Origin of the sequence: Nocardia sp. NPDC050435 (genome assembly GCF_040655395.1) — a bacterium.
Classification (GTDB): Bacteria; Actinomycetota; Actinomycetes; order Mycobacteriales; family Mycobacteriaceae; genus Nocardia.
In genome coordinates this window covers 152,753-169,696 of sequence record NZ_JBFAJW010000001.1, presented here as the reverse complement: position 1 = coordinate 169,696, position 16,944 = coordinate 152,753, and the positions used below count along the sequence as shown (strand labels likewise).

Below are 16,944 nucleotides of genomic sequence, written 5' to 3'. Positions count from 1 at the left end.
GATGCTCAAGCGCGTCCTCGCCGCACCCGGCTTCGTCACCGTCGCCGGCGCCCTGCTGCTCGCCGTGGTGACGGTGCTGGCGTATCTGATCGTGGTCGATCCGATGAAGAAAACAATCGCCTACTGCGCGGTGCTGCCCGACGCCGTCGGCCTCTATCCCGGCAATCACGTCACCATGCTGGGCATTCCGGTCGGCACGGTCGACACCATCCGGCCCGACGGCACCGGCGTGCGGGTCGAGTTCCGGCTCGCGGCCGAGCGCGCCCTGCGCGGGGAGGTCACCGCCACCACCGTCGCCGACAACCTGGTCGCCGACCGCGACCTGGCGGTGCTCGGGGATGCCATGTCCGCCGACCGGTGGGATCCGCGCCGCTGCATCAGCAAGACCTTCACCCCGAAGAGCATCAGCCAGACGCTGCAGGGCTTTTCGCGGCTGGCCGATCAACTCAACGGCGCGACCCGGCCCGGCGAGCGCACCCGTGTCCACGACAGCGTGCTCGCCTTCGACAAAGCCACCGCCGGGACCGGTCCCGCCCTCAACACCCTGATCAATGATCTCGCCGAGGCGCTGCGCGCCCCCGACGCCGCGATCGGCCACATCGGCGCGCTGCTCGACTCCTACGCGGGCCTGATCAAGAGCGTCGCGACCAACTGGGATGCCATCACCACCGTGCTGGAAAACGTCGGCACCGGCATCGCGTTCATCAATCAGCTCTGGGGCCGCACCGTGCAGCTGATCGATTCGCTGCTGGTGATCCTGCCCTGGCTCAACGATCTGTCCCGGGAATGGGGGCGGCCCCTGCTCGGGGCGCTCGATGGCGCGTTGCCCGGGCTGCGGCTGCTCTCGGCCAATGTCACGACGCTCCAGCAGATCGTCACGATGATTCCGCCGGTGGTGGAATCGTTCACGCGCATGCTCGATCCGGTCACCGGCAAGCCCCGATTGACCTACGCGCCACCGAAAGTGGCGCTGCCGCCGGAGCAGGCCGGCCAGATCTGCGCGGCCGTCAACGCACTGGCGCCGGGGCGTTGCCGGACCGACGCGGGCCTGGTGCCGCTGCTGCTCGGAACGGCGGGTGCGTGATGAAACGATTCGCCCGCGCCGGGCTCGCCCTCGCCGCCACCGCCGCACTGCTGCTTCCCGGCTGCGGTTTCGACCCCGCGCAGGTCCCGGTGCCCGGCGCGACGGTGTCCGGTCCCACCTATCAGGTGCGGATCGAGCTCGCCAACGCGCTCAATCTGCCCAGCCAGGCGAAGGTCGTCGCCAACGGTGCGCAGGTCGGGAGCCTGCGCGAGGTGCGGGTGCTGGACCCGACCCCGCAGCGGCCCGGACGGGTCGAGGCGGTCGTCGAGATCAGCGCCGCGGTGCGCCTGCCGGTGCACACCACCGTGCGGCTGCGGCAGAACACCGTGCTCGGCGATGTCTTCATCGGACTCAGCACGCCCGCAGCCGGTTTCGACGAGCTCATCCCGCCGGGCGGCACCATCCCGCTGGACCGGACCGAGCCGGCGCTGCAAATCGAAGACCTGCTCGCCGGCATGTCGACCTTCGTCGGCGGCGGCGCGGTGCAGCAGGTCCAGGACATGATCGTCCGGCTGAACCGCGTGCTGCCCGACCGGCCCGCCGATACCGCGCGCATCTTCGACGTGCTCGGCCGGGATGTCACCGATGTCGCGGGCAATCTGGGTTCGGTGGACCGGTTCCTGGACGCCATCGAACGGGATCTGGACGCGGTACTGGGCAATCCCCGCGAATTGAGCGAGTTGCTCAGCGCGCGCGGCGCGGTGGAGATCCCGGCCGGCGCCAAATCGCTGGTGCTGACGCTCGGGGTGATCGGCGCGCTGGGCATCATCGGGCACGCGGTGGAGTGGCTCGGCCCACTGTTGTCGGCCGGTGAGGCGGCCGCGAAAGCTCTTGTCCCCCTGCTGTTCACGAATCGTCCGCTGGATCTGACCGCGCCGTCGAATCTCAACCGCCTGGTCGCGCTGCTCCGGGACACCCTCATTCCGTTCGTGCAGCACGGTCCCAAGGTCACCATCGGGCGCGTCGACTTCGACGGCGCACCGCCGGTGGCCACCGACGAGCAGGTGACGGCGATCATCAACGCCCTGAAGATGATCGGAGTGGTGCGATGAGCTCCGCGGACACGACCCGGCGCATCGGCACCCTGGCTTCGCTGGCCGCGATCGGTGCGATCCTGGTGCTCGGCGCGTCCTACCTCACCTTCGGTGTGGTCAAGGTCGACTGGTTCGCCGAACGCCGGACCGCCACCATGCTGGTGCCCGATTCCGGCGGCCTGCTGCCCCGCTCCAAGGTGCTGCTGTCGGGCATCGAGGTGGGCTCGGTCGGCGCGGTGCGCCATACCGGGGCCGGCATCGAGGTCGTCTTCGATTACGACGCCGCCTATCAACTCCCGGCCGACAGCACGGTGCGCATCGAGGCGCTGTCCGGGCTGGGCGAGCCCTATATCGAGTTCCGCCCCAACCACCCCGGCGGGCCCTACCTCGCCGACGGTGCGCGGGTCGACGCGGCCAGGATTATCGCCCCGGTCTCGATTCCCGAGGTCGCGCGTAGCGCCACCGCGCTGCTGCAACAGCTCGATCCGAAAGCGCTGAGCCGCATCGTCGCGACCTTCAGCACCGGACTGGAGGGCACCGACGCGCTGATCCCGCAGCTGTCCAGGTCCACCGACCTGCTGGCCGCGACACTGCTCAGCCGCACCGATCTGATCCGGCAGATGCTGGTCGACATGCAGGCCCGGGCCGAGCGCATGGCCTGGGGCGGTGGGGAATTGACCGGCGCCGCCGCGGCCTGGGCCGATTTCGGGCCGCGCGTGACCGAGGTCGCCGACGCGATCGCGCGCGTGATCCGGATCGGCGACACCCCGGGCGATTATCTGCTCGACACCCCCGAGACGATCGGACTGGTGCCCCTGCTCGACGAGCTCGCGGTGAAGGTGCACAAGCTCGGCCCCGAGCTGCGCACCCTGCTGCCGGTCCTCGAGCCGCTGTTCGCGTTGCTGCCCGGGCCGATCTCGCGGATCGACCTGGGCAGCCTCATCAGCCAGGCGCTACACGCCACCAGCCCGGACGGGTTGCGGTTGCAGATCGGAATCCGGTAGCGCCCGCAGCAGGGCGCCGCCGATGGCCAGCAGCCACAGCATCATCAGACCCCCCATGGTGGCGGTGGTGCCCCAGCCGTTGGCGGCGTAGAACTCGGCCGGCGTGTTCCCGAAAAACATCGACGGGACGAACAGCACCTGCGCCGCGGCCAGCGCGTACGCCGACCACACCGTCCAGCGCGGCAGCAGCCGGGCCTTGGACACCCCGAAACCGAAGGCGCACAGGAACAACGCGATCAGCAGCTTCGAGATCGAGCCGTACAGGATGTAGGTGCCCGAGACCGTGATGGTCGGATCGATCGGCTCGGGGGCCTCGATCACCGCGCCGACCTCGAGGCCGGTGGAGACGAACGAGACGGTGAGCCACATCAGGCCCGCCGCCGTCGCGAGCCCGCCGGCCCACTCGTATTCGGGCGCACGGTCCCGGACCAGGTACCGGATGCCCGACATGAACACCACGAGCACCGTCAGCCCGGTGAGCCCGAACATGCTGCGGGTGAAGACGTTCCAGTCCGGCGGCGGACCGGAGTACACGAAATAGAGCGGCAGTTCGACCAGGGTGAGCACGGCGGCGATCACGCCCGCCGCCCCGGTGACTCGCCGAATCATGCTGTTGTCCATAGATATTCACTCCAGACGACCGTCGAGCAGTCATTAGTATATGTCTTATACTTTAAGTGTTATACCCTGGACTCCAGCATCCCCGCATCAGACTGGAGAGTGAGATCCATGCCCGGCCTCCCCGACGATCTGGCCCGGTTGTGGCGACAGCGCAAACCCGCCCGGCTCGGCCGGCCCGCAGGTCTCGACGTGGATCAGGTGGTGCGCGTCGCCGTCGATCTGGCCGACCGCGCCGGACTGCCCGGCGCCACCCTCCCCAAAATCGCCGCCGAACTCGGCGTCACCCCCATGTCGCTCTACCGCCATATCGGCTCGAAGGAAGAACTGCTCGTTCTGATGGGCGACCTCGGCTACGGACTGCCCCCGGAACCCCAATCACCCCAGGACGATTGGCGCGCCCAGCTGCACGACTGGGCACACGCCCAGTGGGACGTGCACCGCCGCCGCCCCTGGCTCACCCACCTGCCGATCGCGGGCCCGCCCCGCGGCCCGCACCACACCGCCTGGCTCGACGCCGGCCTGCGCGCCCTGCGCGACACCGCCCTCACCCCCGGCGCGAAACTCGGCACCCTCGCCGTCGTCAGCGGCTATGTCCGCCAAGCCGACCAGCAGGCCCAGCAACTCGCCGCGGGCTGGCTCGCCGACGGCCGGGACCAACCCCGGCACGAACAGCACTACGGCCGTCAGATGGCCGCCCTGATCGACGCCACCGATTTCCCCGATGCCGCCGCGCTGTTCGCCTCGGGCCTCTTCGAATCACCCCCGCCCACCGCCGATCCCACCGGCGACGACTTCCGCTTCGGCCTGAACCTGATCCTCGACGGTGTGGCCGCCTCGATCGCCGGCGGCTAGGCGGCCGGGACCGGGCGGGTCCGATCGGTGGCCAGCAGCACTGCGACAGCGCCCAGCATCGTCCCGGTGACCCAGCGCTGGGCCCGCATCCACAGCGGCCGGCCGGACAGGAACACCGCGACCGACGCGGCGCCCAGCACGATCAGCCCGTTGACGAACAACGCGATGCCGATCTGCACCGAGCCCAGCACCAGGCTCTGCAACCAGACCTGCCCGTGCTCGGGCGTCACGAACTGCGGAATCAGCGCCATGTAGATGATCGCGATCTTGGGATTGAGCAGGTTGGTGACGAGCCCCATGGTGAACAGCCTGCGCGAGGAGTCGGGCGGCAGATCCGAGGTCTCGAACACCGACAGTCCGCCCCGCAACGTCTTCCACGCCAAATACACCAGATACGCGGCGCCGGCCAGCTTCATCGCCAGATACAACCCCGGCACCACCGCGAAGATCGCCGTGATCCCTACCGTGGCCGCCACCAGATACACCAGGAACCCCACCGCCACCCCCGCCAGCGACACCAGCCCCGCCCGCCGCCCCTGCGAGACGGTCCGCGACACCAGATACATCATGTTCGGCCCCGGCGTCAGCACCATCCCGAGTTCGGTCGCGGCAATTCCCAGCAACGCCGTGGTTTCGATCATGCACCCATCCTCGCCCCCACGTCTCGGCCACCGCAATCCGTCCCCCGGCAATCCGGCCCTGATTGTCGGCTACCCGCGCCCCGTCAGCGCTCGCCGTTCTCCTCGACGATCGATTCCTGGTAGATGTCGGCGTAGGTGCGCGAATCCTTGATCAGCTCGTCACAGAAAGCCGCCACGTCCCGCCCGATGATCTCCATGACCCCTTTACCGGCTCCGATTCCTTCTTCGAAGAAGTCGAGAATTCCGGGCAGCAGCGTACCGTCGGTCAACTCGACGGGCCCCACCTTGATGAAGTACTTCTGCATCTCCTCGTAGACGATGCGATAGTCCGGCGGCAGCGCCTTGACCCGCGCCACGTGCGCCCGCCATTCCCGCTTACCCTCGATGAGGTCCCGGATGCCCATTCATCCTCCCAACCGGCTCAGTTTCCGTGCCACGGAGGCGTTCAGCTGCGCGCGCCACTTGTCGCGGTAGCTGCCGGCGCCCTCTTCGCCCGCGACGGCCGCGCAGAAGCCGCGGATGTCCCGGCCCAGCGCCTCCTGCACACCGTGCCCCTCGGCGGCGGTTTCTTCGAGCAGTCCGAGGACGCCGTCGAGAATCGGCATCAGATTGCGTCCGGTGAAGCTGGAGTACGGGGACAGGTGCGCGTTGATCTCCTCCCACGCCGCCCGGTATTCGGCGGGCAGCCCAGCGGCGCGCGCCTCGAAAGCCTGGCACTCCCTGGTGAGATCGCTGCCGGTGACCGTCTCCCAGAAGTTCATCCCGCGCTCTCCTTGAGCTCGTTGATGCGCAGCGAGAGGTATTCCCACTTCGCCCAGAACGCCGCGAGCTCGCGGCGACCGGCGTCGTTCAGCGCGTAGAATTTTCGGGGCGGGCCGACTTCGGACGGTCGTTTGGAAACCTCGACCAGGCCGTTCTTCTCCAGCCGCACCAGGATGGTGTACACCGTCCCCTCGATGACATCCACGAAACCGAGATCGTTGAGCCGCCGGGTGATGGCGTAGCCGTAGGTCTCCTCGGCGTCGATGATCTTCAGGACGCATCCCTCGAGCGTGCCTTTCAGCATCTCCGTCAAATTCTCCGTGACATTCCTCCTGACAACCGGAGCGGCACTACTGAGTACCACCCACTACCCACAGTAGCAGGGCACGGTCGGTACTCGGTATTGCCGAGTACCACTAGTCGGTGTTACGTTATAGCGGTAGTCGGCGACACCGATTAGCTTGCCGAATCACCCTCCCGCGCAGCGCCTTCCACTCGACGCCGCGGCAGATCCCCTACGAAGGACCCTTCGATGACGACATCGCAACCGGCGATCCGAGCGCGCGGGCTCGAAAAGTCCTACCGGGACCTCCAAGTCCTGCGCGGCGTGGATTTCGAGGTCGCCCCGGGCAGCGTCTTCGCGCTGCTCGGCGCCAACGGCGCGGGCAAGACCACGGTCGTGCGCATCCTGTGCACGCTCCTGCGAGCCGACGCGGGAACCGCGAGCGTCAACGGGTTCGACGTCGCCGCCGAACCGGCCGCGGTGCGCGAATCCCTCAGCCTCACCGGGCAATTCGCCGCCGTCGACGAAATCCTCAGCGGGCGTGAGAATCTCGTGCTGATCGCCAACCTGCGACGAGTCGAGGCCCCGGGCGCGGTCGCCGACGAACTGCTCGAGCGCTTCGCCCTCACCGACGCCGGCGCCCGCCGGGTGGCAACCTACTCCGGCGGCATGCGCCGGCGCCTCGACATCGCCATGAGCCTCATCGGAAACCCGCCGGTCATCTTCCTCGACGAGCCCACGACCGGCCTCGACCCGCAGGCCCGCCTGGAAGTGTGGCAGGCCGTGCGAGATCTCACCGCGCGCGGCGCGACCGTCCTGCTCACCACGCAGTATCTGGACGAGGCCGAACAACTCGCCGACCGCATCGCGATCCTGCACCACGGCCGAATCATCGTGAACGGCACCCTCGCCGAACTCCAGGCGCTGCTGCCGCCCGCCAAGGTCGAGTACGTCGAGAAGCGCCCCACCCTCGAGGAAGTATTCCTCGCCCTCGTCGGCGACGAGAACGTCCCGGCACCGACCAGCAAGGACCCACGATGACCACACGATTCCTCGGTGACACCCGCTATCTGCTGGGCCGGTCACTCCGGCACATCGTGCGCAGCCCCGACACCATCATCACCACCACGATCATGCCGATCGCGTTCCTGCTGCTGTTCGTCTACGTGTTCGGCGGCGCGATCGAGACCGGAACGGACTCGTATGTGACCTATCTGCTGCCTGGCGTGCTGCTGATCACGATCGCCTCGGGCATCACCTACACCGCTTTCCGGCTGTTCCTGGACATGAAGAACGGCATCGTCGAGCGATTCCAATCCATGCCGGTCGCGCGCTCGTCGATCCTGTGGGCACACGTGCTCACCTCCCTGGTGGCGAACGCGATCTCGCTCGCGGTCGTGGTGCTCGTGGCCCTGCTGATGGGCTTTCGCTCCGGTGCGGGCCTGCTCGCCTGGCTCGCGGTCGGCGGCATCCTGTTGCTGATCACGCTGGCGCTGACCTGGCTCGCCGTCATCCCCGGCCTGACCGCCAAATCCCCAGACGGAGCGAGCGGTTTCTCCTACCCGCTGATCTTCCTCCCGTTCGTCAGCTCGGCCTTCGTGCCCACCGATTCGATGCCCGGACCGGTGCGCGCGTTCGCCGAACACCAGCCGACGACCTCCATCGTCAACGCCATTCGCGATCTGTTCGCCCAGGATCCGGTCGGCGGCGAGATCTGGATCGCCCTGGGCTGGTGCGCCGGAATCCTCGTGGTCTCCTACGCCTGCGCCATGCGCATCTATCGGCGCAAGGTGTCCTGAGCCGCCGCCCGGGTCAGCGCTTGCGGGCGACTCCGCAGAAGGCCGCCGCCGAGCGGATCCGCTCCGGTTCCACCGGCTCGAACGGTCGCCAGGCGGGCACCTGGACGAAACCGGGTTCGATCAGGGACCAGCCGTCGAACAGGGCCGCCAGTTCTTGCCGGGATCTCGGCTCGTAGGGCGCCGCGCCGGTCCCGGCATAGAAACCGCACATGCGCACGAAGGCCGGGTGCACGGCGGCGCCGTCCCAGGCGGCGAAGTAGCTGCCCTCGGGGACCGCGTCGCGCAGCGTGGCGACGATGCGCCGGGCTTCGCCGGAGGTCTTCGCGTATCCGGCGGTGCACATGCTCAGCACCGCGATCGGCTCCCCGAAATCGAGGATCCGCCGCGACTCGGCGAGAATCCGTTCCGGGTCGTGGATATCGGCGTCGACGTGACCGACGACCCCGTCCGGGGTGGTGCTCGTCATCAGGGCGCGGGCGTGGGTCAGGACCAGCGGATCGTTGTCCACGTACACGATCCGCGCGGACGCATCGATTTTCTGGGCGATCTCGTGCACGTTGCACGGCCCCGGCAGGCCACAGCCCAGATCCAGGAATTGCCGAATCCCTTTCTCGGCCAATACCCGCACCGCGCGGGCGGCGAACTCGCGCCCGTCCTGGGCCATGCGGCCGATGCCGGGAAATCGCACCCTGCATTCGCGACCGACCAGGGAGTCGACTTGGTAATAGTCCTTGCCGCCCGCCCAGAAATTCCAGATCCGGGCGGCGTGCGGGAGGTCGGTGCGGATCAGCGTGCCACCTTCGGGATCACCCATCGGGCAACTCCTTCCGCGCACATGCCGAACACGTCGATCGGGCCATCTACTCCACGGTAGGAAGCGACCGCTGCGTGTTCAATCGCTTGCGCGGATTGGCCGAAACCGGTGTGCCCAGCGACGTTTATCGGACAGATCACGCGGGCCGACCCAGGACGCGAGACCGCACCTCGGTCGCCCACTGGACGTATTCGACCGTCACCCCGTCGGGGTGACGGAGATAGGCGAACCGTCCGGTGGCGCTGGTGTGCGGACCGTCGATCAGCTCCGCGCCCGCCTCGGCGAGTTCGGTGATCAGCTCGCCGAGGTCGTCGACAATCACCGGACCGACCGTCGCGCGGTAGCGATCGGTGTGCTCCGGCGGGCCCGCGATCAGCAGGAAATCGCCGACCGCCGCGAGTTCCGCCCGCTCGAAAGCGAATCGCAGATCCGCCGCGCGGCCCACGATTCGCTCGTACAGCGGCAGGGAGTGGTCGAGGTCGGTGACGAACAGTCGGGCGTAGGTCTTCACGATCCGCATACCGGGGGACGCTACGGTGGATCCGCCGACGACAGCAGTACGCACTTGAAGGTGAGCGCCGATGCCCAGCGAGGAAGAACTGGCCCGCGATATCGCGCGGCGGGTGTTCGCCGTCGTCTCCACCCGGTGGGGGCTGCGCGTCCTGGAGGAGATCCAGCCCGGCCCCCGCCGCTTCCGCGAACTGCATCGTGCGCTCGACGGCATCAGCTACAAAATGCTCACCCAGACGCTGCGCGCCCTCGAAACCCACGGTTTGCTCGCCCGGTACGACCACGGCACCGCCAATCCCCGGGTCGACTACACCCTCACCGAGGCCGGAACTCGGCTCCTGACAACCGTTTACGGCCTGTGCGACTGGTCGCGGGCGCATCTGGACGGCCTGCTCGACGCGCCCGCGCATCGCGCCGGCTGAGGTTTCGCGGGCCCGGAACCGTTTCCTTATCGCGGCGTGTCCGGACGGATAGAATTCAATCGGCTCGACATGCGCCACCGTGATTGTCGCCCAAGGGGATCCGCGTCATGGATTTGATCACCGAACCGACCCAGGAAACGCTGTGGCGGACCTTGCACACGGTGAGCGAGTGGGTGAAATTCGCGGACGCCAAGGCGGGCGCGACATTAGCGCTCTCGGGCGCGATGCTCGCCCTGCTGTCCGGTCGATTACGCGAAGTTCCCGAGCCACCCACCGCGAGTCTGATCATGCTGTACGTCTCGGTGGCGCTGGCCGGTGTCAGCGCGCTGCTGGCCGTGTGGACGGTGCTGCCCCGAACGAGGCGCCTCGGGGCGAACTCCCTCATCCACTACGGCACGATCGCGCGATTCGCCTCCGCCGAGCACTATCGCACCGCGATGCTCGCCGCGCTCGCCGATCCGGCCGCCTTCGACGCCGCGCTCGCCCACCATGTCTGGACGATCGCCCGCGCGGCGACACGCAAGTACGTGCTCGTCACCTGGGCGATCCGTTTCCTGGCCGCGGCCCTGGTGGTGGGCGTGGCCACCGTGGTGTAGCGCGTCAGCCGTTGGCGGCGGCGTAGGCCGAGGCCAGCTCGGCCGGGATGCGCCCGCGGCTGGAGACCTCGTGGCCCTGCTCGCGCGCCCAGGCCCGGATGGCCGCGGTCTGCTCGCGGTCCACCACCGAGCGCTTCTCGGTGCTCTTGGCGCGACCCGAGCGACCGACCTTGCGCGCGTGCGGCACCCACTGCTCGAACAGCGCCCGCAGCTGCTTGGCGTTGAGCGTGGAAAGGTCCATCTCATAGGCGACGCCATCTACAGCGAACGACACCGTCTCCTCCGCGGGAGATGTGCCGTCGAAGTCATCGACCAGTGTCACAACAACCTTGCGCGCCATGCTGAACTGCCCTTCGAGTCGCCAGAACCTGTTGGACGCAAACGTTAGCGGAACACCATAACCGCGCAGATAGGCAGGGGACCCGAAAGCGAGTTCCGCCGCCATTCCCGCCACCGGCGCGGTTCCGCGATATGGTGCCGGCACGGGCTCGCGCAAGCATGGGGGACGAGTGGATACGGCCGAGCGTTACGAGTTATTCGCCGAATTCGAAGTGCGCGGGCACTCCCCCTCCTCGGCGGCATGGAGTCGCGGAATCGCGTCCGACCCCGCGATACTCGCCCTGATCGATCAGCTTCCGGCCGGCAAACGCCGGCCGAATCACGTGCTGGCCGCCGCACGGTTTCTCGGGGCCGAACCGGGCCCGTACCCGAGGTTCCGGGACTGGCTGCTGGCACACTGGGACCGCGTGGCCGAGGTGGCGCTGGCCCGATTCACCCAGACCAACGAGCCCGGCCGCACGGCCACCCTGCTTCCCCTGCTGGCGCGGTTGCCGGGGCCGTTGGCGCTGATCGAGGTGGGCGCCTCGGCCGGGCTCTGCCTCTACCCCGATCGGTACAGCTACCGCTACGACGACACGGTGACCCTCGACCCCGCCGCCGGGGCGTCGCCGGTGCTACTCCCCTGCGCGACCACCGGCAATCCGCCGCTCCCCGCCGAACTCCCGATTGTCGTCTCGCGCACGGGTATCGACGTGAACCCGCTCGACGTCGCCGCGCCCGACGATATGGCGTGGCTCGAAGCGCTGGTCTGGCCGGAACAGCGGCATCGCCTCCGGCGGTTGCGGGCCGCGGCCGAGATCGTCCGCGCGGATCCGCCGGCCATGATCACCGGCGACCTGCTCGACACCGTGGCCGCGGCGGTGGCCGCGGCGCCCGCGGAGGCCACCGTCGTGGTGTTCGGCAGCGCTGTCCTCACCTACCTCGATCCCGCGTCACGTCGGGCCTTCGAAACCCTGGTGCACGCGCTGCCCTGCCGGTGGATCGCCAATGAGGGTGCGGGCGTGCTCGATTCCGTCGCGGCGCGACTCCCCTACCCGCCGCACACCACCCGCGACAGGTTCGTGCTCAGCCTGGACGGCCGCCCCGTCGCCTACGCCGGGCCACACGGCCAATCCCTCGACTGGCTCGCGGACACCGCCGTCGTGCGCGAAGATCACTGAGATGCCCGTCGATCCGCACCTGCTCGCCGCATTCACGCTGACCACCGTCATCGCCCTCGTCACGCCGGGCCCGGACATGCTGTTCGTGCTCGGCTGCGGCATGCGGGGCGGACCCCGCGCCGGGCTGCTGGCCACCCTTGGCGTCGTCACCGGCGACGCGCTGTACATCGCCGCGGCGGCCGCCGGACTCGCCGTCCTGCTGACCACCTTCCCGGTCGTGTTCACGGTACTGCGCCTGGCTGGAGCGGCCTATCTGGTGTATCTCGGCATCCGAATGATTTACCAGCGCAAGTACTCCCGGCTCGACGAACCCGCCGTCGGCATATCCGGCCGACGGGCGTTCTGGAACGGCGTGGTCTCCTCGGCGGCCAACCCGCAGACGTTCACGTTCATGGTGGCGTTGCTGCCCCAGTTCATCGATCCCGCCGCGGGCCCGGTGTGGGCGCAATTCGCCGTTCTCGGCGCCGTCCTGATCATCCTGGAGTTCCTCGCCGACGGCACGGTCGGCGTCCTGGCCGGCCGCATCGGCGCCTGGCTGCGCGAACATCAGGCGCTGCGCCGCAAGATCGACACCGCCACCGGCGGCCTGTTCATCGGCCTCGGCGTCCGCCTGGCGACCGAACGATGACGGCGATCGAGATCCCTGCCGCCTTCGCGAACGCGGCCACACGCGCAGGATCCCAGGGGCGGGACTGGATCGCGGCGCTCCCCGGCCTCGTCGACGAACTGCTGCACCGCTGGTCTTGCGCACCGGACGGGCCGGTGCTGCACGGCCAGGTCGGCATCGTGGTGCCGGTCCGCCGCGACGACCTGCCGCCCGCCGTTCTCAAAGTGTCGTTCCCGCACCCCCGCAACCGCCACGAACCCGACGCGTACGCCGCGTGGCAGGGCCGCGGCGCGACCCATCTCTTCGCCAGGGCCGACGACCATTACGCAATGCTGCTGGAGCGAGCGTCGCACCGCACGCTCGCCACGATCTCCGACCCGGAGGAAGCCCTCACGATCCAAGGCCGCCTGTCCCACCGGCTCTCCATCGCCGCACCTCCGGACCTGCCCCGACTGTCCGACCGAAACGAACGATGGGCCGACAGAATCCGCTCCACCGCAGCCGCTTTCGATCACCCACTGCCGCAGCGAGTCATCCACGCCGCGCTGGCCACCGTGCGCGACCTCGGCCCCGGGCAACCCGCCATGCTCGTGCACGGCGACCTGCACGACGCCAACATTCTCGCCTCCGATCGAGAACCCTGGCTCGCGATCGACCCGAAAACCTACGTCGGCGACCCCGCCCACGAAGCCCTCAACATCCTCCGCAGCCCCCGCTTCGCCCCCCCTGCTCCGCTCCCCGTCCCTCCGCCCCACCCTCCACCGCCTCCTCGACATCTATTGCGAAGCAGCCCGACTCGACCCCACCACACCCGCCGCTGGCTCCAATTCCACGCAGTCCGCGAAGCCCTCTGGGGCCGCCGCCACAACGACCCCACCTGGCTGATCCGAGCCACCGACAATCTCGCCGAAGCACTGACGTGATTCGGACCGACCGAGGCCGGTTACGCGAGAATGCGCTCGGCCAGCGAGACGATGATTCCCTCGGGGCCGCGGATGTAGGCCATCCGCCACACCCCCTCGTATTCACCGATGCCGCCCACCAGGCCGTAACCAGCCGCCGCCGCGCGGTCCACGGCGGCCCGTAGATCCGTCACCTCGAAAGCGACGTTGCGCAAGCCCAACTCGTTGGCCGGGGCGGCGGGCGAGCCCGGAAGATGCTCCGGGCGCCGGAAACTCGACAATTCCAGGGTCGTCCCGCCACCCGGCACCCGCAGCATGACGATCTCGGTGGCGGCACCGGTCATCCCGATCACAGTGTCGAGAAACTCCCCCTCGACGACCATCTTCTGATCGGCCTCCAACCCGAGTCCGACGAAGAACGCCGTGACGGTGTCGAGATCGGCGACGGTGATGCCGACGTGGTCGAAACGCTGCGCGAAGCCCATCGATGACCTTTCTCGGGACGATGCCGTGCCCACCGTAATCGGCCCGGTGCAGGATGGAGTCGTGGTCCGTGAATCCGCTCCTCCATTCGAGGGACGCGCGCTGGTCGATTGTCCCGAAAACCGCTCTGCGCGCCGCCGTAGAGTTGCCTCGTGTCCGTGAATATCGACCTCTCGATCCATATCGAGCAACTGTCCTCCCCCGACGAGGCCGACGCCGTGGAAGTCGCCGTGCAGGAGGTACTGAAGGAGCACCGGATCGACTCCTGGATGTATGTCGGCGTCTTCCACAATCCGCCCTGGGTCAAGGTGTCCAGCGAGCACGGGCCGATCATCGTCCGGGGATTCGGCGAGTGGAGCACAACCTTCGAGCGCGACATCACCGCGGCCATTCGCGGCGTCGCACCCGAGGCGCACATCGATCTGGAGTGGGGCTACCCCGACGAACGCTGAGCCGAGTTGCGGGTGACCCCCGGCAGCGCTAGTCTCAGTGAACACTTGTGCACTCAATTCCGGCACCGCCCGCTTCCCGACCCCACGACCGGCCGCCCGGCGGCTATTGTTGCCCCGCGGCCGGAAACCCGTCGTGGCCTGCCCGGAACCAGCGGGGCACGCCCGAATTCGGGCACCGCGGCCGCCGACGACGTCGGAAGCCGGAAAGGGAGGGCAGAGCATGCTGCGGAGCAATGATCCGCTGACGGCCGCCCCGTGGGGGTCACGCCTGCTCGGCCGGGAGGACGAAGCGGCCGGCACCCGGCGACTGCGCATCCAGGTGCTGCTGACGGTGCCCATCGTGCTGGCCAACCTGGCCGGTGTCGTCGTGTCGATCACCCTGGTCGGGTTCGTGCTCCCGGGCCCGTCGGTGTTCACCGAGAAACTCGTCCTCGTCGACGCCGTCGCCGCGCCGGTGTACGCGGCGGTCGCGGTGCTGATCGGAGTCTGGTGGGGCACGGCGCGCGGTCTGGCCGCGCTCGGCTGGGCACTCGACCCGGACGCGGTACCGACCGAACAGCAGCAGGCGGCGGCCGCGTCGGTGCCCCGGCGGCTGGTGCGCATGCAGGCGGTGCTGTGGTGCGGCGGCGTGGTGGTGCTCACCCTGCTGTCCGGCCTCGCCGACCCCGGGCTGATCCCGAAGGTCGCGTTCGGCATCACCTTCAGCGCGGTGGTGGTGTGCGCGAGCACCTATCTGATCATCGAATTCGCGTTGCGGCCGGTGACCTCGCGGGTGCTGTCCACGCGCGCCGCCCGCTCCCCCAGGGGCATCGGCATCTTCGGCCGATCGCTGCTGATGTGGCTGGTCGGCTCGGGTCTGCCCGTCGCCGGGCTGATGGTGCTGGCCGTGCTCGCCCTGGCGACCGACGACGTGAGCACCGCGCGATTGGCGGTGTGCGTGCTGTCGCTGGGCGGGGCCGCGCTGCTGATCGGCCTGCTGCTGATGACCCAGACGCTGGCGGCGACGGTCGCGCCGATCAACGGCGTGCGCCGAGCCATGCGCGAAGTCGAGAAGGGTGAACTCGACCTGGAACTCGCCGTCTACGACGGCACCGAACTGGGCGAATTGCAGAGCGGCTTCAACAACATGGTCGGCGGATTGCGGGAACGCGAGGAGATCCGGGATCTGTTCGGCAGGCACGTCGGACGCGAGGTCGCCAACGCCGCGCTGACCGGCAACGCCCGGCTCGGGGGCGTCGAAGTCGAGGCGGCGGCGCTGTTCATCGACATCGTCGGTTCCACCGGCATGGCCGCGTCCCTGCCCGCACCCGACATGGTCGCGATTCTCAATCGCTTCTTCGGCGTGGTGGTCGACGAGGTGGAACGCCACGGCGGCCTGCTCAACAAATTCGAGGGTGACGCCGCGCTCGCCGTCTTCGGCACGCCCACACCGCTGCCCGACGCGGCGGGCGCCGCCCTGGCCTGCGGCCGCGCCATCCGCGCCCGGCTCGACACCGACGCCACCGATTTCGTGGCGGCCATCGGCATCGCCGAGGGGCGGGTCGTCGCGGGCAATGTCGGCGCCCGGCAGCGCTACGAGTTCACGGTGATCGGCGACGCGGTCAACGAGGCGGCCCGCTTGTGTGAACTGGCGAAACAGGATTCCCTCCTGCTCACCTCGGACAAAACGGTCGCCGCCGCCGATCCCGCCGAGGCCGCGCACTGGCGGCTCGGGGAATCGGTGGAGTTGCGGGGCCGGCCGACCCCGACCCGCCTCGCCCGGCCGGCCGGAAATGCCTGACAGGCTTCGACACTCCGGTCTTACGGCGTACTGATGTCCGGCCGCTGGCCGCCGGTTGGATGCTGCCCATGAACCGAATCCACTGCCGACCCGTCGGCCGGCTCGGCTTCCTGGCATTGGCACTGACGCCGATGACTGTCTCCGTTCAGGCCACGGCGGCCGGAGGCATGGTGCTCACCAATGCGGACTCCGCCAGGTCCGTCGTCGCGGAGGTCGGCCACGACATCGAGGTCCGCCTCACCAGCTACCGCGAAAACGGAGTCACCTACACCTGGCACCTCCCCACCTCCAGCTCACCTGCCCTACCTCGCGTCTCCGGCAGCCTGACCCCCACCGGCCACACCGAAGCCGTCTTCCACACCGACGATCTCGGCGACTCCGTCATCACCGCCGAACGCACCTGCCACCCCGACCCCAACCGCAAATGCCCCGCCACCGTGCGGCCCTGGAAAGCCGCGATCCGCGTGAAGTAACCACCCAGCCTGCAATCGGGCTGATCGATCCCCCACGTCCTGGGAATCGATCAGCCCGATTCCTGTTTCAGGCGCGCCACCGCATTCATCCTGGCGAGTAGCATGAGGTGACGCGATTCTGGAGGGGGCATCCATGTCGGAGAACGATCAGCCGGTGCAGGAGAACGATCCGCGAGCCCGGTGGCGGCACCTGCCGCCCGAGCCGGTCCGGTATGTCGAGGAGACACATCTCGACGGGGAGTCGTCGAGTTATACGGTGCCCGCTGTCGACCCTGGACAGGACTTCGTTCGCCTCTACGGCGGATAGCCCGTCGCGCGAATACGTT

Annotated in this window: 24 protein-coding genes; 15 read left to right on the top strand and 9 right to left on the bottom strand. The window is 68.7% G+C overall.

Features of this window, described 5'->3' with window-relative positions; translation table 11 throughout:
* Position 1 precedes the first annotated feature (1 nt).
* The 3 genes from AB0I43_RS00785 to AB0I43_RS00775 are packed head-to-tail and all read left to right on the top strand — an operon-like array spanning position 2 to position 3,122.
* The gene (locus AB0I43_RS00785) at positions 2 to 1,084 is read left to right on the top strand and encodes an MlaD family protein (protein ID WP_356977388.1); all 1,083 of its coding nucleotides are present in this window, start codon (positions 2 to 4) and stop codon (positions 1,082 to 1,084) included.
* The gene (locus tag AB0I43_RS00780) at positions 1,084 to 2,136 is read left to right on the top strand and encodes an MlaD family protein (RefSeq protein ID WP_356977389.1); all 1,053 of its coding nucleotides are present in this window, start codon (positions 1,084 to 1,086) and stop codon (positions 2,134 to 2,136) included. The genes AB0I43_RS00785 and AB0I43_RS00780 overlap by 1 nt, the downstream gene beginning before the upstream one ends.
* On the top strand, positions 2,133 to 3,122 hold the full coding sequence (locus AB0I43_RS00775; protein WP_356977390.1) for an MlaD family protein: 990 nt from the start codon (positions 2,133 to 2,135) through the stop codon (positions 3,120 to 3,122). Before AB0I43_RS00780 ends, AB0I43_RS00775 begins: the two co-directional genes overlap by 4 nt.
* Here AB0I43_RS00775 and AB0I43_RS00770 read toward each other — a convergent pair.
* Complete coding sequence (locus AB0I43_RS00770) at positions 3,072 to 3,731, bottom strand: hypothetical protein (RefSeq protein ID WP_356977392.1); 660 nt, start codon at positions 3,729 to 3,731, stop codon at positions 3,072 to 3,074. The two genes, AB0I43_RS00775 and AB0I43_RS00770, sit on opposite strands and share 51 nt — an antisense overlap.
* 120 nt (positions 3,732 to 3,851) lie before the next feature.
* On the opposite strand from AB0I43_RS00770, the gene AB0I43_RS00765 reads away from it, so the two are divergent.
* Complete coding sequence (locus AB0I43_RS00765; protein WP_356977394.1) at positions 3,852 to 4,595, top strand: TetR/AcrR family transcriptional regulator; 744 nt, start codon at positions 3,852 to 3,854, stop codon at positions 4,593 to 4,595.
* On the opposite strand, the gene AB0I43_RS00760 is transcribed toward AB0I43_RS00765, so the two are convergent.
* The 4 genes from AB0I43_RS00760 to AB0I43_RS00745 all read right to left on the bottom strand — a co-directional run bounded on the left by AB0I43_RS00760 (position 4,592) and on the right by AB0I43_RS00745 (position 6,302).
* Positions 4,592 to 5,236, bottom strand: coding sequence for a LysE family translocator (locus AB0I43_RS00760; protein ID WP_356977396.1), 645 nt, complete (start codon positions 5,234 to 5,236; stop codon positions 4,592 to 4,594). The two genes, AB0I43_RS00765 and AB0I43_RS00760, sit on opposite strands and share 4 nt — an antisense overlap.
* An 83-nt stretch (positions 5,237 to 5,319) precedes the next feature.
* Complete coding sequence (locus AB0I43_RS00755) at positions 5,320 to 5,640, bottom strand: DUF1048 domain-containing protein (protein WP_356977398.1); 321 nt, start codon at positions 5,638 to 5,640, stop codon at positions 5,320 to 5,322.
* On the bottom strand, positions 5,641 to 5,997 hold the full coding sequence (locus AB0I43_RS00750; RefSeq protein ID WP_356977400.1) for a DUF1048 domain-containing protein: 357 nt from the start codon (positions 5,995 to 5,997) through the stop codon (positions 5,641 to 5,643).
* The gene (locus AB0I43_RS00745) at positions 5,994 to 6,302 is read right to left on the bottom strand and encodes a PadR family transcriptional regulator (protein ID WP_356977402.1); all 309 of its coding nucleotides are present in this window, start codon (positions 6,300 to 6,302) and stop codon (positions 5,994 to 5,996) included. The genes AB0I43_RS00750 and AB0I43_RS00745 overlap by 4 nt, the downstream gene beginning before the upstream one ends.
* A gap of 228 nt (positions 6,303 to 6,530) precedes the next feature.
* On the opposite strand from AB0I43_RS00745, the gene AB0I43_RS00740 reads away from it, so the two are divergent.
* Positions 6,531 to 7,322, top strand: a complete 792-nt coding sequence (locus tag AB0I43_RS00740; protein ID WP_356977404.1) for an ATP-binding cassette domain-containing protein — start codon at positions 6,531 to 6,533, stop codon at positions 7,320 to 7,322.
* Positions 7,319 to 8,080 carry an ABC transporter permease gene (locus AB0I43_RS00735; protein ID WP_356977406.1) on the top strand — a complete coding sequence of 254 codons (762 nt, stop codon included), beginning with the start codon at positions 7,319 to 7,321 and terminating at the stop codon, positions 8,078 to 8,080. Before AB0I43_RS00740 ends, AB0I43_RS00735 begins: the two co-directional genes overlap by 4 nt.
* 13 nt (positions 8,081 to 8,093) lie before the next feature.
* Here AB0I43_RS00735 and AB0I43_RS00730 read toward each other — a convergent pair whose 3' ends face one another.
* Both AB0I43_RS00730 and AB0I43_RS00725 read right to left on the bottom strand, forming a co-directional pair.
* Complete coding sequence (locus tag AB0I43_RS00730; RefSeq protein WP_356977408.1) at positions 8,094 to 8,894, bottom strand: SAM-dependent methyltransferase; 801 nt, start codon at positions 8,892 to 8,894, stop codon at positions 8,094 to 8,096.
* A 136-nt stretch (positions 8,895 to 9,030) separates the two neighbouring features.
* Positions 9,031 to 9,414 (bottom strand): VOC family protein, encoded by a 384-nt coding sequence (locus tag AB0I43_RS00725; protein WP_356977410.1) that lies wholly within the window; start codon positions 9,412 to 9,414, stop codon positions 9,031 to 9,033.
* A 61-nt stretch (positions 9,415 to 9,475) separates the two neighbouring features.
* Here AB0I43_RS00725 and AB0I43_RS00720 point away from each other — a divergent pair, with 61 nt between their 5' ends.
* Both AB0I43_RS00720 and AB0I43_RS00715 read left to right on the top strand, forming a co-directional pair.
* Positions 9,476 to 9,826, top strand: a complete 351-nt coding sequence (locus tag AB0I43_RS00720; RefSeq protein WP_356977412.1) for a helix-turn-helix domain-containing protein — start codon at positions 9,476 to 9,478, stop codon at positions 9,824 to 9,826.
* A 107-nt stretch (positions 9,827 to 9,933) separates the two neighbouring features.
* Positions 9,934 to 10,422, top strand: coding sequence for a Pycsar system effector family protein (locus tag AB0I43_RS00715; protein WP_356977413.1), 489 nt, complete (start codon positions 9,934 to 9,936; stop codon positions 10,420 to 10,422).
* A gap of 4 nt (positions 10,423 to 10,426) precedes the next feature.
* On the opposite strand, the gene AB0I43_RS00710 is transcribed toward AB0I43_RS00715, so the two are convergent.
* Positions 10,427 to 10,762 carry an Lsr2 family protein gene (locus tag AB0I43_RS00710; protein ID WP_356977415.1) on the bottom strand — a complete coding sequence of 112 codons (336 nt, stop codon included), beginning with the start codon at positions 10,760 to 10,762 and terminating at the stop codon, positions 10,427 to 10,429.
* Positions 10,763 to 10,931: 169 nt separating this feature from the next.
* Here AB0I43_RS00710 and AB0I43_RS00705 point away from each other — a divergent pair, with 169 nt between their 5' ends.
* The 3 genes from AB0I43_RS00705 to AB0I43_RS00695 are packed head-to-tail and all read left to right on the top strand — an operon-like array spanning position 10,932 to position 13,451.
* Positions 10,932 to 11,921: a DUF2332 domain-containing protein gene (locus AB0I43_RS00705; RefSeq protein ID WP_356977417.1), complete on the top strand. Its 990-nt coding sequence runs from the start codon at positions 10,932 to 10,934 to the stop codon at positions 11,919 to 11,921.
* Position 11,922: 1 nt separating this feature from the next.
* Positions 11,923 to 12,549 carry a LysE family translocator gene (locus tag AB0I43_RS00700; protein ID WP_356977419.1) on the top strand — a complete coding sequence of 209 codons (627 nt, stop codon included), beginning with the start codon at positions 11,923 to 11,925 and terminating at the stop codon, positions 12,547 to 12,549.
* Positions 12,546 to 13,451, top strand: a complete 906-nt coding sequence (locus AB0I43_RS00695; RefSeq protein ID WP_356977420.1) for an aminoglycoside phosphotransferase family protein — start codon at positions 12,546 to 12,548, stop codon at positions 13,449 to 13,451. Before AB0I43_RS00700 ends, AB0I43_RS00695 begins: the two co-directional genes overlap by 4 nt.
* Positions 13,452 to 13,471: 20 nt before the next feature.
* On the opposite strand, the gene AB0I43_RS00690 is transcribed toward AB0I43_RS00695, so the two are convergent.
* Entirely contained in the window at positions 13,472 to 13,915 is a 444-nt protein-coding gene (locus AB0I43_RS00690; protein ID WP_356977421.1) for a VOC family protein, read from the bottom strand.
* Between the two features lie 150 nt (positions 13,916 to 14,065).
* Between AB0I43_RS00690 and AB0I43_RS00685 the strand changes: the two genes are divergently transcribed.
* The 4 genes from AB0I43_RS00685 to AB0I43_RS00670 all read left to right on the top strand — a co-directional run bounded on the left by AB0I43_RS00685 (position 14,066) and on the right by AB0I43_RS00670 (position 16,925).
* Entirely contained in the window at positions 14,066 to 14,365 is a 300-nt protein-coding gene (locus AB0I43_RS00685) for a hypothetical protein (RefSeq protein WP_356977422.1), read from the top strand.
* A gap of 220 nt (positions 14,366 to 14,585) precedes the next feature.
* The gene (locus AB0I43_RS00680) at positions 14,586 to 16,145 is read left to right on the top strand and encodes an adenylate/guanylate cyclase domain-containing protein (RefSeq protein WP_356977424.1); all 1,560 of its coding nucleotides are present in this window, start codon (positions 14,586 to 14,588) and stop codon (positions 16,143 to 16,145) included.
* A 68-nt stretch (positions 16,146 to 16,213) separates the two neighbouring features.
* On the top strand, positions 16,214 to 16,618 hold the full coding sequence (locus AB0I43_RS00675; protein ID WP_357430897.1) for a hypothetical protein: 405 nt from the start codon (positions 16,214 to 16,216) through the stop codon (positions 16,616 to 16,618).
* A gap of 133 nt (positions 16,619 to 16,751) precedes the next feature.
* On the top strand, positions 16,752 to 16,925 hold the full coding sequence (locus tag AB0I43_RS00670; protein WP_356977428.1) for a hypothetical protein: 174 nt from the start codon (positions 16,752 to 16,754) through the stop codon (positions 16,923 to 16,925).
* Positions 16,926 to 16,944 lie beyond the last annotated feature (19 nt).

What these genes read in the sequence shown, in the direction of transcription:
- AB0I43_RS00785 (WP_356977388.1), top strand. Translation starts at nt 2, where the DNA reads ATGCTCAAGCGCGTCCTCGCCGCACCCGGCTTCGTCACCGTCGCCGGC.
- AB0I43_RS00780 (WP_356977389.1), top strand. Translation starts at nt 1,084, where the DNA reads ATGAAACGATTCGCCCGCGCCGGGCTCGCCCTCGCCGCCACCGCCGCA.
- AB0I43_RS00775 (WP_356977390.1), top strand. Translation starts at nt 2,133, where the DNA reads ATGAGCTCCGCGGACACGACCCGGCGCATCGGCACCCTGGCTTCGCTG.
- AB0I43_RS00770 (WP_356977392.1), bottom strand. Translation starts at nt 3,731, where the DNA reads ATGATTCGGCGAGTCACCGGGGCGGCGGGCGTGATCGCCGCCGTGCTC.
- AB0I43_RS00765 (WP_356977394.1), top strand. Translation starts at nt 3,852, where the DNA reads ATGCCCGGCCTCCCCGACGATCTGGCCCGGTTGTGGCGACAGCGCAAA.
- AB0I43_RS00760 (WP_356977396.1), bottom strand. Translation starts at nt 5,236, where the DNA reads ATGATCGAAACCACGGCGTTGCTGGGAATTGCCGCGACCGAACTCGGG.
- AB0I43_RS00755 (WP_356977398.1), bottom strand. Translation starts at nt 5,640, where the DNA reads ATGGGCATCCGGGACCTCATCGAGGGTAAGCGGGAATGGCGGGCGCAC.
- AB0I43_RS00750 (WP_356977400.1), bottom strand. Translation starts at nt 5,997, where the DNA reads ATGAACTTCTGGGAGACGGTCACCGGCAGCGATCTCACCAGGGAGTGC.
- AB0I43_RS00745 (WP_356977402.1), bottom strand. Translation starts at nt 6,302, where the DNA reads ATGCTGAAAGGCACGCTCGAGGGATGCGTCCTGAAGATCATCGACGCC.
- AB0I43_RS00740 (WP_356977404.1), top strand. Translation starts at nt 6,531, where the DNA reads ATGACGACATCGCAACCGGCGATCCGAGCGCGCGGGCTCGAAAAGTCC.
- AB0I43_RS00735 (WP_356977406.1), top strand. Translation starts at nt 7,319, where the DNA reads ATGACCACACGATTCCTCGGTGACACCCGCTATCTGCTGGGCCGGTCA.
- AB0I43_RS00730 (WP_356977408.1), bottom strand. Translation starts at nt 8,894, where the DNA reads ATGGGTGATCCCGAAGGTGGCACGCTGATCCGCACCGACCTCCCGCAC.
- AB0I43_RS00725 (WP_356977410.1), bottom strand. Translation starts at nt 9,414, where the DNA reads ATGCGGATCGTGAAGACCTACGCCCGACTGTTCGTCACCGACCTCGAC.
- AB0I43_RS00720 (WP_356977412.1), top strand. Translation starts at nt 9,476, where the DNA reads ATGCCCAGCGAGGAAGAACTGGCCCGCGATATCGCGCGGCGGGTGTTC.
- AB0I43_RS00715 (WP_356977413.1), top strand. Translation starts at nt 9,934, where the DNA reads ATGGATTTGATCACCGAACCGACCCAGGAAACGCTGTGGCGGACCTTG.
- AB0I43_RS00710 (WP_356977415.1), bottom strand. Translation starts at nt 10,762, where the DNA reads ATGGCGCGCAAGGTTGTTGTGACACTGGTCGATGACTTCGACGGCACA.
- AB0I43_RS00700 (WP_356977419.1), top strand. Translation starts at nt 11,923, where the DNA reads ATGCCCGTCGATCCGCACCTGCTCGCCGCATTCACGCTGACCACCGTC.
- AB0I43_RS00695 (WP_356977420.1), top strand. Translation starts at nt 12,546, where the DNA reads ATGACGGCGATCGAGATCCCTGCCGCCTTCGCGAACGCGGCCACACGC.
- AB0I43_RS00690 (WP_356977421.1), bottom strand. Translation starts at nt 13,915, where the DNA reads ATGGGCTTCGCGCAGCGTTTCGACCACGTCGGCATCACCGTCGCCGAT.
- AB0I43_RS00680 (WP_356977424.1), top strand. Translation starts at nt 14,586, where the DNA reads ATGCTGCGGAGCAATGATCCGCTGACGGCCGCCCCGTGGGGGTCACGC.
- AB0I43_RS00675 (WP_357430897.1), top strand. Translation starts at nt 16,214, where the DNA reads ATGAACCGAATCCACTGCCGACCCGTCGGCCGGCTCGGCTTCCTGGCA.
- AB0I43_RS00670 (WP_356977428.1), top strand. Translation starts at nt 16,752, where the DNA reads ATGTCGGAGAACGATCAGCCGGTGCAGGAGAACGATCCGCGAGCCCGG.